The organism is Rugamonas sp. FW305-51 (genome assembly GCF_058786935.1).
Window position 1 is genome coordinate 1 of record NZ_JBYSZG010000082.1, and the last position, 11,333, is coordinate 11,333.

Sequence of the window (11,333 nt, forward strand, 5' to 3'; positions counted from 1 at the left end):
CGAGATTCGCAGCACGAGCGATAATTTGCCGGACAATGTCGTGCCGTTCAGTCGTGAAAAGACGGCCAAGAAGGGCACCGAACTGCCCTATTTCCCAAATCTCAAAATCGCTTGCGGCCATTTCAAGACGGGCACAGCGGATGCGGAAGAATATCGAGTCTTGGGCAGCAACTATGGCAACCTGGATGCGCACAGGCACTTCATCGCGCGCGCCTCTGGCAATTCCATGGACGGTGGCAAGCATCCAATCCACGACGGCGATTATTTGCTGCTGGAGCACATTACGCCAACCAACGCTGGCTCTATCACCGGCACCGTGATGGCCATTGAACGCCAAGACGAATCTGGCGACGGCTTCCAATATTTGTTGCGCACAGTGGTGAAGGCGCCCGATGGTGGCTATCTGCTTCACGCAAGCAATCCAGACTATCAGGACATGTCTGCGACGGAGGACATGCATACCTTGGCGCGCCTCCGGGCCGTGATTGATCCGCTGGACCTGGCAATTGGTCAGTCCTTCATGCGTGAAGAAATTGCGGAGCTATTTGACGAGACCTACAACGTCGGAAAATGGAATGCCGGACATGTCACGGTTGCCGATAAAAACGCCATCGTGCTACTGGTGACGATCAACAAGCAAGGCAAAGCGGCGGATCATCGGTATCTGGATCATTGGATAGATGAAAAGACGTTTCATTGGCAGAGTCAAAACTCTACGTCGCCCGAGAACAAGAAGGGGAAGGATATACTTGAGCATGCCAAGAACGGCACCTCTATTCATTTGTTTGTCCGAGAATCCAAGCTCAAAAGTGGAAAGGGGGCGCCGTTTGTGTATCACGGCCCTGTGCACTATCAAAGCCATCAGGGTAGCAACCCCGTAAGCGTTGTCTTCAGGCTTGAATAAGAACGCAATAGGAATCAATTGCGGATTCAATCGGTGGTTGCAACACATCACTCAACCGTCGCATTGACACTGCCAACGACCTTACATCGGCGCTGTGCGGTGCAGCCTTGCACAGCGACGGGGACGTCACAAGCCCACTAATGACCTTTCCCGCCTTGGTTGGTGCTGTCGCCTACTACGATAATTCCGGTGACATATAATACTCTTTCGGCAAATTATCCGAAGATGCAATGTTTAGCTTAACTGGCAGCGTTGGCCCTAACCGGCAAGCAAAGCCGGAAGTCAGCGTCCATTAGAATGAATTTGCATCTTCCGAGCTTTTCGGGGCTTTCCAAACCTGATAACTTCGCTTCCGCCGGGCCAAGGCAAGTCGTTCACTCCTTCGATAACTACATGTTCATTGCTACCTGATTTCTTGCTATAAACTGTATATTTCTTGTTGGTTTCACCATGCCCAAAGGTCGGGATAACAACCAACGTCTCTTGCCGACCAAGATATAGCAACTTCGGCCGTTCTTTCTCCGCGAAATCCAATCGCTCAACCATTCCAAAATCCGTATTGTAAGTAAGCACAAAGCCCTGTGCAGCATTCGCAGTAAATTCACCAGAGGTAACTAAGGCCCGAGGCGCTTTGCCAGCACATTCGATCCTGACATCCGATCCCCTGGAGTGCTCGACATCTCCAAAGAATGGGCGAATTTCTCCGGCAAAATGGGTGTAATAAATGTAGGAATCCGCAACCTTTTTGTCTCGCAATATTTCAATCCGCGCCATCTGCTCGTGACCAACATTACAAACATGCACCAGGTCAGCAGCCAGAATAAGATGAGGAACGCATAAGCAAGTAAGCCAAATGAAATTTTTCAATTTACCATCTCTCTGAAAACTTACATCGACTCAGGGTTATCGCCCAATTGTTCCGCAGCGGCCTTAAATTGTGTTGCAATAGACACCACTTCAAACACCACTATAATATATTTTCCTGCGCATAGGATAATTTCTATCTTATTCCATAGAATTATATATTTTTCTTCTAAGATTGGGCGCGCCCATGAAACAAAAACAAACCGTGATATAGATATAATATCTATTTCCTCACCGGCATCTTATGTTTTTCCTCTTCACGTAGCTCCCGCAACATTGAGCTTTCCCCACCAGTTATTTCTATCTTAAAATCGGCATAGGCTGATTCAAGATCAGAATATTGCCTTAGCTTTCCCTCATTGAATAAGTAGGCTCCCGGCATATCCGTCCATTGAAGAGGATAGTCGATTTTTTCTGCCAAAGCATCATTTATAAATTGCGACAAACCAGTAAGTAAACTCTTCGCTTCAGCGTCATTTGTCGCATACTGATATAGCAAGTCTCGCAATTTACTAGCTTTTCGTTTCAGCTCGAGCTTGCCAATTTTCATCATTTTAATTTCCATCTTCGACGGTTCCAAAATGCACCGAAATGCTCAAGACAGATCCACTTAGGCCAATTCTTTGAGTTAAATATTATCGTTATCTATTCAATCTCCATAGAATGCCCTCCCTTTTCGAAATCTACCCGTATATCATTAATTACATCATCAACATCGCACTGTGTAAGTTCAATTTCGTGATTGGGATAGTCCCAATTTCTAATTTGGTCTCGAAAAATGACAAAACCAATTTTCCCACTCTCGGGAAAAAACATTTCTCCGGGAACGGTTATTGTTTTATCTGCCAAAGCAACTCTAATACTTCCCCTTGTCACTTCTAAAATCATTTTTCAGTTTTAGTCGGTGGAACAATAGTTCTTGGGAACGAGGTATATAATTCCAGTTGAAAATTACAGCTGGGTTCTACTACCCCAAAAACTTGATGGAATTAGGCAATGCGCTGCCACATCCCGTTGTCCTGTCGCTCAGGCTCAACTAAGGTCCAAATGGCACCGCAAAACTTACACTCGAAGTAAGCATCCGCCCCAAGCTGCGTACTGCAATGTTGGAACCACTGAGGTCGCTTGATTTGTACAAGCTCGCCGGACTCTAGTGCCAAATCTACCCGATTCGAATATGCTAGTTGCTCTATCCGCGAGCCAAATATCTTTTGTTCTCCGGTCTTCGCGCACTTCGAACAAGCTGGGACAAGTATGGCAATGCTTGACATGATGCTCTGCAAATCGCGGCTACAGAGCTTCAGCACTAGGCCGGGAGCGAACTGTTGATCCAATTGTGCGCGCTCTTGTCTGACCCAAACACGAAGGTCTTTCTGTTTGAGAGGTGCGTTCCTGAATGCTCGAAGTCGATCAATAAGATCTTTGCCAATTTGGCGCATCAATTTAACTCAGTTTTTTTAAATCTATCAATGGATAATTGATAAATCCCCCCAATGATTTGGCTACCATTAAGGGCCGAATCATGTTCCAACACCTGCGATCAGATAACATTTATATAGAATATGACATCAACACCATCATTTCTTTCCATTTTCGTACTCCTCGCGAGTAATCTCATCGCCGCCTAACAGCGCGTCATTGAAAAGTCGATTATCGTGAGGTACTGGCTCGTCCCTTTCCTGCGTTCCATAAAAACGTACATATATCTTTTTTAACACATGATCCCAGCGAAACATGACCTCCTCCATCGGATAGTCGATGAAGATATCTTCACGCGCGAAGCGCTCTCCCTTATTGAGTGGCATTTGATTTCCTTATGACGTCATGATATTTTTGATCGCCGCCGGCGAGATGAGATTCCTTTTAAAATCGAGTACCGCTCATATTGTCCTGATAGTGCACCCTGTCCTTTCGCAATATATTACATTTGTTGTTTTACCAAGAATTATCGTCGAGGGAAACTCAAAGGTAGTCTCTAGTCTGGAAAAATCTATCGGCTCAGTAAGGTGACAAAAATATCCTTCTCGATTACTTCCCCACCTGTAGTTATGGGCCAATTTATTCCCGTTAAGCAATAGGAAATCGACAATTTTCTCAAGATGAGAGTGAAGTGGCATGCCAGACGGCGCATCACTAGCTATTTGTATCTTGCTCATTTTATTCCTTTACTCGGCCAAACATATTTCGGGGTTTCTGTATTTACCATTTTTTTTAGCTCAACAGGTCGCAAAAATTTATGATATTCTTTGTTTATAAATAACTGCGGCAATTCTTGGTAATTATCTGGATTCAACACCGGGTTTGCTTTTGTTTTCCCAAATGCAACTTGCCCTTGTGGTATCACAGCGGTTGTTTCATAGAACTGAACGAACGTCTTGAAGTGGGGCCGCTGCGCACCGCTAACTGGATCGGTACCGGCATGAATCTGCAAACCTTGATTTAGCCGGTTAGCGTCAATACTACCGTCGGCGAGCGTTGCCCGTCTGATTGCACTTTCAGTCGTAAAATATTCAGAGATCGGTGAACCGTCTTCGCGGAAAGTGATTTGAACAATATGTTTTCCCTCCTCTAACTGAATATTTCTTAAAGTATCTATTCCCTCGTATGGATATGTGCCTTGGAAGGCGGCCGATCGCTCGGCAGCGGTTTGTAGTTTAGGTGCATCGATGGCAGGTGAGCTTGTTGTTTTTGCGACGATTTTAACGCCCGTGCCACCATTAGACACTGCTTTTCCGATAATTGATGGAGCGCGCGTGGTTATCGGCTCCAAAGGCTGTCGCGATGGAAGTCCAGTAACCGACCAAGCGACTCCCATTGCCGCTACCCCGACGTCATTTGCATCGGCAACTCTTTGTTCGCTCGTGTTCGCCATTCGAGCGGCAGCACCTGGCGCACCAAATGGTCCAAGGAGCGCAATATTCATGCTATTTATCGTTCGCTGTTGTCGGGCCTGTTCTGCGCTTGGATCCCAAGGAGTCAACCTTGGACCAACCGATGCGTTTCGATGCGCAGTCGTCGTTCGCGTCATCGCACTCTTCCCGCCTAGAGTATTCCGCTGCATTTCTGCAGCTAATTTTTCTGCAGCTGTTTGACGAGAAAATAGTCCTAATGGATCGTCATGGTTCCAAGATTCAAAACTTGATTCCTTCCGTGGCGTGGAACCATTTTGCGTTGATGGGTTGGAAGTGCGGATCGCATCCTTGGGCGGCGCCGAACTCGGCGTGCAAGTAGTGACATACACGCCAGGATTGTTTCCGCCATTCATAGTGCAAGCATCTCCCTCGCGCACGACCTGCTTGCCTTCGACACGAACAGTGCTGCAGCCCTTCACTGGCTTGACTTCGCCACTGACCGTACCGGACTTGATGCCCTTGCCAGTGCCAGGCTCGTCACCCGTGCAGTGTGGCTGCGTACTGCCATCCAGCAGGTAGACCGGGCAGCCGTTGAATTTGACGGTACGCGCCGTGTTGACACTGCTAGACAGGTCCTGCACGACCGGATACGGGATCGGCACCATCGTCGGGCCGATGGGGGTCTTGTTGATGGACGGCGCGGTGCTGATGGCTTTGAAGCTCGCATGCTTGCGGGCGCCGATTTCATTGGCGCCGCCTTGCACCGCACTGCCGCCCGCATCGGCCTTCTTCCTGGCCAGCTCGCGCTCCAGGGCGGCGATGTTCTGTTCCAGCTGCCTTATGCGGCTGTTGTCCTCCCGCTGCTCCAGCGCACTTGCAACGCGCTCGACTTCGGCGTCGCCTTTGGGATCGGAAAGCTTCAGCCTGTCGCTCATGGCGCAGCCTCGCCCGTTGCTGCTTCAATTTCTCGCGCCTGGCGATACTCATGTGCAGCCAGATCATGCCGCGCACCGTCCCGGTCGCTGAATGAACACATGCGGAATTCGCAGGTTTGGATATCGGCAACCTCCTCTTTCGGCAGGGTCATGCGCCACACCAGCGTCAGCGCATAGTCTTCGGGTTCGATCAATACCGTGTCGATCGCCAGCGCACGTGTGGCGGCAATGCCGTCCGCCGTTTGCAGCCTGACAAAACACTCATGCTCAGGCAGCGTAAGCAGAAAGAAGTTGTTGCCCCGGCCATCCTGTCGCATCCCGGGCGTATCGGCGGGGCACAGGTTCACCAGCTCGATCCGGTCGCCGCCAGTCAACGTGTCGACCTGCTGATCTGGCGGCGCGGCATTCCAGATGCCAAAGTCAAAGTCCTCCGGGAGCGGTGCCTTGGTGTGCGCGAAGGCGTTGCTTGCATTGCCTAGCAGTGCGCGCCGCGCCGGGTGCCGGATGTTGCGGATGCCGAAGCCTGCCGGTTCGATCTCGACGCTGTTCTTCATCGGCTTCTGCGCGCGCCAGAATTGTTTTGCTGTGAGGCGTGCATCCTGAAGTTCGATTCTTGGCGCCGGCACTTTGCTTTTGAGCGTCGACCGCAGATACCAATGCGGCGCATAGCCGATACCGGCAGGGTTCGGCTCGAATACCGTATGCGCCACGGGAACCTTGCTGCCCGGCCTGCCCGCATCGGGATGGCTGGCCAGCTGCTCCGGCGTGAGCCGGTATGCCTTGGGAACCCAGCGCGCATACTTGTCGCCTTGGTCGATGCGGCACTCGCCCCCATAGGCGTAACTGGCTCGTACGGGCAGCGATTTGAATGGCCGGGGCCGCGTGAGTTTCCAGGGGCTGGGACGGACCAGCGTGAACGTGCCCCATTTTATGAGCCATTGCACCAGGCGTACCGGCCAGAACCGCTCCTTGAAGTGGCGCTCGCCGGTTATCCTCAAGGTCTTGTCGATCAACACGGCATCCTTCGGCGCCCGCCCGCGTATCACGCGCAGCCTGGCCAGGAACTGCGGAACCGCTTCATCCTTGGGCGCATGTGACGTGGCATTGACGATCACGTCGCATTTCGGCTTGTGCGGACAGTAATCGGATTCCTGCCGCACGCCGCCGGTCGTGCCTTCGCCAAAGTAGCTTTCGGCAGCGCACAGCGGCTCCTGCCTGTCCGCATATTCCAGCGTGCCGCTGCCAAAGCTTAGCGTCTGCCGCAACACGAACACCTGGAACTGCTGGTCGTACTGGTCGACGGCCTCGAATACCTGCGCCGGAAACGGCGTGTGGTTGACGGTATCCATCGCGCGCCTCAGTTGATGTCGACATCTTTGCCGTTGATGCGCACCGCTCCCGAGGCGCTGATGTTGATGCGCGAACCGCTGATGGTGATGCTGCCGTCCGACGTCAGCTTCAGGCTGGCACCGCCGACCTTGACTTCAAAGCTGGTCGCGGCGCTGATGGCGTAGGCGGCGCCGACCTGGGTTTGCTTGCCGCTGCCGACGAATTCGAACTGCGACTGGGCGACCTCCGTCGTCATCGATTCGCCCACCGCTATGCCGTAGGCGCCGCCCACCTCCAGCGCCTTGGTCTGCCCTATCATTTCCTCCTTGGTCAGGACGACCGTTTCCAGCTTTGCGCCAACCACGGTAACGGACTCGTTCTGCCCGACCTCTTCGATCCGGTTCTTGCCTATCGCGATGTGCTCGTCATGATCGACCCGTTCCGTGCGCTTGCCGTGCACGGTGATCTTTTCGTCGTTGCCCACGGTTTCCGTGCGGTCGTGCTTGACCTCGACCGTTTCATCATGCCCCACCGTCTTCTTGCGGTCGTTGCCCACGCTGTGCGATTCGTTATGCTCCACTTCGATGCGCTGGTCCCGCTCCGCGTGGAGCCATACTTCTTCGTGACCCTTCAAGTCCTCGAAGCGCAGCGCGTTGGCGTTGGACGCGTCACCGCCAGGACTGGAGCGTGTCAGGATGCCGCTCTGCGTCCTGTTGGCCGGCAACTCCCACGGCGGCATATTGGCCGCGTTGTACACGCTGCCCACGATCAGCGGCCGGTCGCAGTTCCCGTCCAGGAACATCACCACCACCTCCTGCCCCACGCGCGGCAGGGCGATCATGCCGAAGTTGGCGCCGGCCGCGCCCGTCATCACCCGCACCAGCGGCGAGCTGGCCGAGTCGTACTTGCCGACCCGGTCCCAGTGAAACTGCACGCGCACGCGGGCGTATTCGTCCGTGTGGATTTCCTCGCCCTCGCGCCCCACCACGGTGGCCGTCTGCACGCCGTAGATGCGCGTGTCGCTGCTGCTCAGGCCCAGCCGCGGGCGCCAGCGCGTGCTCTTGCGCAGGCAGGTGAAGGTGTTGCTGTAGTTCGACAGGGCGCGGCGCCCGTCCTGGTAGTTGTTGCTGGCCGTATGGCGCACGGACAGGATCAGGTATTCGCGCGCGCCAACGTCCTTGCCGGGGTCGGCGTCCAGTTCATTGCAGCGGTAGCCGGCGCTGAAGTGGTCGGTCAGGCGGAACGCGCGTCCCGGCTGGGCGACGCGATCGTTGCCGGTCGCCGCAAAATCCTGGCCGCTGGCGTCGATGGCGTCAATGCGCAGCTTGGCCAGCGCTTCGCCGTTATCGTCATTCTTGAAGCCGTAGGCGCCCGTGCTTTCGTACACGTCATACGGTTGCACGGCGCCCTGCCGGTTGAGCGAGCCCCGCTCGGCGCGCCCGGCGCGGGCCATCTTGAAGTCGTAGCTGCCCACCGTCATCTTGCCCGGCGAGATATGGCGCACCGGACTCCACTGGTGGATGCCGTCGTCTTCCTTCGCGCCGCCCGCGTTCTGGTAGCGCATGCTGCCGCCACCGTCGACCGGCTGGCACAGCGTGCTGTCGTGGCCTATCCACAGCGTGTGGCCGTCGGCCCGGTGTTCGTACCAGTAGTGCAGCCCGGCCTGTTCCAGCCGGCGGTGCAGGTGGTTGTGGTCGGTCTCGTTGAACTGGATCAGCAGCGTCATGTCGGCCATGTCGCAGCCGGGGGCGAACCGGTGGTCGCGCTGCAGATAGTTTTCGAAGATCTGGTCGCACAGTTCCATCATGTTCAGGCTCTGGAACACGCGGCTGTCCTGGCGCAGCCGCAAAAAGGCCAGCCAGGGCTTGAGCGTCATGTTGTAGAAGGCGAAGCCGGCGTCGGTCTTGACGAAGCGGAAGTCGGACACGTAACCGTTGAAGTAGCGCAGCGTGCCGTCGTTGCGCACCAGCGAGACGGTGGCCATCTTGCCCATCAGGTCCTTGAGCGGTATGCGCGCGTCGTCCGACAGCACTTCCACCTCGAAGTTGAAGTCGCGCGACATGGCTTCGTCGGCGCACAGGGCGTTGGCCAGCATGATGCTGGCGGGGCCGTCGCCGCGGGGAAAGGTCAGCTGCAGCAGGCGCTTTCCCTGCCGTTCGCCGGCCAGCCCGGCAAGCAGCGTTGCGGCATCCTGTATCAGATTCATGTTCGGTATCCTCAGCGCGAAGTCGATGACCGGAACCGACACCTTAGCGGCCCCATGCGGCAAGGCCTTGCGCCGGCGCAGACTGCGCGGGCGGTTTGCGTCGCCTCAAGCCATCGTCAGCAGGTAGCGCGATGCGCCCCAGTCCGTTTCGGGCGGCCTGGTGTAGACGAAGGCATCCATGCCCAGCCGGGCGGCGCGGCCCGGATTGCGGGTGCTGAGCGTCACGCTGCGCATGGCGGCCGCCTGCAGCACCACCTGGATTTCGAATTCCAGCGTGGGCAGGTCGAACATGGCCAGCATGGCTTGCAGCGCGGCGGCGCCGGGGCCGTCCTTGCAGAAGTGATGGTAGCTGGCCCGGTCCAGCGGCCCCAGCCGGACGACCACGCGCAAGTCGCGCCGCCACATGCGCGGCCCCAGCACGACGCCGGCGCCCAGCACGTTGTTCTGCCTGGCCAGCTGGGTGCGGTGTTGCGGCGCCAGCGTGTGCCAGCTCCCCGCATTGGGCTGGACCTTGACGGGGATGGCGAAGTAGTCCGCCAGCACGCGCTCCATCATGGCGGCCGACACGGGACGCTGGCGGAAGGCGGTGGCGTAGTAGGCCACCACTTCGTCCGGCACCGCGCCGCCGCTGCCGGCGCGGCTGCCGGCCAGTGCCAGCAGGCGGGGTAGCATGCCGTCGCGGCCGTCGTCCGTCTGCGGCAGTTCCAGCCGGTGCTTGCGCCACGCCAGGCAGAACAGGGCCACCATGCGGTTGGAGAACAGGTCGAGGAAGGCGCGCGGGCCGTCGTCGCGCCGGGTCTGCTGGGCGGCGGCGATGCGCTCCGTGTAGTGGTTGGGCAAGGCGCCGTGTTCGCCCAGCAGGCCCATGAAGGCGGCCGTAATGCGGATGCGCATGGGCTTGCCTTGCGCCAGCGCGGCGCGCAGTGCCGCTTCCGTTTCGATGGGCGTGCCGTCGCCGGCCTGCAGCGCTTCGATCTGGCTGGCGGGAAAGCTCAGCGCGGTGCTGTTTTCAAAACGGATGTAGTCGCGCAGCACGGCCGAGCGGGGCACGCCGTGTTCGGCCAGCAAGTCTTCCAGCAGCCGCACGGCTTGCACCAGGTCAAAGCGGTGCGGCTGGTCCAGCATCTGCTGGATTATTCCAGCGGGCCGTCGCCGCTGCGGGGCGGACATGTCCATAGCACCTCTCCCGTTCGTTTGGACAGCACCAGCAACTGGCTGTACACGTTGATCTGGCCGTACAGGGCAAAGAAGTGGTCCAGCACCTGGACGAACAGGTACAGGCCGCCGCCGACAAAGGCTTCCTCGTCCAGCGTGACGCGCACTTCCACGCCCGGCATCAGGGCGGCGCGCGGCTTGCACTTGACCCAGGTCAGCACGTAGCGGTAATCGAGCCCCGTCACGCCGGCGATCTGGCGCTGCGTGACGGGCGAGCGCGGCAGGTCGTACAGCGTGAGCATGGCGCGGAATTCGGCCAGCCCGGCGTCGCTCAGGGCGCGGTAGTTGAGCGACAGGTGCGAGATCAGCCGCCAGTGCGCGCCGTCGCCCGCTTCGAAGCGCCAGCTTGGGCCGGGCTTGCGCAGCAGCCGCAGCGGCGCGTGGGCCTGCAGGCCGTCCAGCGCCAGGTCGCCGTCCGGCTGGCCGTACTTCATGGACGACGGCAGGTCGCGGTTGCTGCACAGCAGTTCGGCGGACAGTGTCTGCGGCCGGCCGTCGACCGGCGTCAGCTCCTGGTCGACCAGGGCGATGCGCATTTCGTGGCCGGGGCTGAGCTCGGCCGTCACTTCGTCGCGGCGCAGCAGCCAATAGCGCGACGGCAGGTGCGCGGCCTGGCCGTGGCGCCGCCCGTAGAACGGTTGCAGCCGTTCGGCACTGTCGCGGCGCGCGGTATCGCCGATCAGGCTGGCCGACAGCACGTCGTAGATTTCGTAGTCCTGGGGCGCGTTGGCATCGGCCAGCAGGGGGTAATCGGGCGCCGTGTGCATCACGCTCACGGGCACGGCGTGGCGCGGGAACAGGTTGACCACGGGCGCGCAATGCAGCAGCAGGTTGGCCGCCGACAGCTGGCCCAGCGTGCGCGCCAGCTGCCCGCCCAGGTGCACATTGCGCAGCGTGAGGTAGAGCGTGACGCTGCGGCATTCAGGCGGCATGGGGCGGGCAATGGCGGTCCAGTCCAGGTCGACGAAATTGAATTTGTCGGGGAAGGCAAAATACTCCGTCAGCAGGCCGTAGGCGGGGTGTGAGCG

Annotated in this window: 10 protein-coding genes; 1 reads left to right on the top strand and 9 read right to left on the bottom strand. The window is 57.3% G+C overall.

Features of this window, described 5'->3' with window-relative positions; all coding sequences use genetic code 11:
• The coding region (locus AC3WOS_RS27755) for a DUF3427 domain-containing protein (RefSeq protein WP_492720451.1) at positions 1-904 on the top strand (904 nt) is incomplete at its 5' end.
• Positions 905-1,186: 282 nt separating this feature from the next.
• On the opposite strand, the gene AC3WOS_RS27760 is transcribed toward AC3WOS_RS27755, so the two are convergent.
• The 9 genes from AC3WOS_RS27760 to tssF all read right to left on the bottom strand — a co-directional run.
• Positions 1,187-1,771, bottom strand: a complete 585-nt coding sequence (locus tag AC3WOS_RS27760; RefSeq protein ID WP_492720452.1) for a hypothetical protein — start codon at positions 1,769-1,771, stop codon at positions 1,187-1,189.
• Positions 1,772-1,991: 220 nt separating this feature from the next.
• Positions 1,992-2,333 (bottom strand): hypothetical protein, encoded by a 342-nt coding sequence (locus tag AC3WOS_RS27765; RefSeq protein ID WP_492720453.1) that lies wholly within the window; start codon positions 2,331-2,333, stop codon positions 1,992-1,994.
• An 80-nt stretch (positions 2,334-2,413) separates the two neighbouring features.
• Positions 2,414-2,656: an Imm74 family immunity protein gene (locus AC3WOS_RS27770; RefSeq protein ID WP_492720454.1), complete on the bottom strand. Its 243-nt coding sequence runs from the start codon at positions 2,654-2,656 to the stop codon at positions 2,414-2,416.
• A gap of 689 nt (positions 2,657-3,345) precedes the next feature.
• Positions 3,346-3,573, bottom strand: a complete 228-nt coding sequence (locus tag AC3WOS_RS27775; RefSeq protein WP_492720456.1) for a hypothetical protein — start codon at positions 3,571-3,573, stop codon at positions 3,346-3,348.
• Between the two features lie 347 nt (positions 3,574-3,920).
• Positions 3,921-5,555: a DUF4150 domain-containing protein gene (locus AC3WOS_RS27780; RefSeq protein ID WP_492720458.1), complete on the bottom strand. Its 1,635-nt coding sequence runs from the start codon at positions 5,553-5,555 to the stop codon at positions 3,921-3,923.
• Positions 5,552-6,904: a DUF2169 family type VI secretion system accessory protein gene (locus AC3WOS_RS27785; RefSeq protein ID WP_492720459.1), complete on the bottom strand. Its 1,353-nt coding sequence runs from the start codon at positions 6,902-6,904 to the stop codon at positions 5,552-5,554. Before AC3WOS_RS27785 ends, AC3WOS_RS27780 begins: the two co-directional genes overlap by 4 nt.
• A gap of 8 nt (positions 6,905-6,912) precedes the next feature.
• Positions 6,913-9,090: a type VI secretion system Vgr family protein gene (locus tag AC3WOS_RS27790; protein ID WP_492720461.1), complete on the bottom strand. Its 2,178-nt coding sequence runs from the start codon at positions 9,088-9,090 to the stop codon at positions 6,913-6,915.
• A gap of 105 nt (positions 9,091-9,195) precedes the next feature.
• Positions 9,196-10,266 (bottom strand): type VI secretion system baseplate subunit TssG, encoded by a 1,071-nt coding sequence (gene tssG / locus AC3WOS_RS27795; RefSeq protein WP_492720462.1) that lies wholly within the window; start codon positions 10,264-10,266, stop codon positions 9,196-9,198.
• Positions 10,224-11,333: type VI secretion system baseplate subunit TssF (tssF, locus tag AC3WOS_RS27800; RefSeq protein WP_492720464.1), on the bottom strand; the 1,110-nt coding region annotated here is incomplete at its 5' end. The genes tssF and tssG, both read right to left, overlap by 43 nt.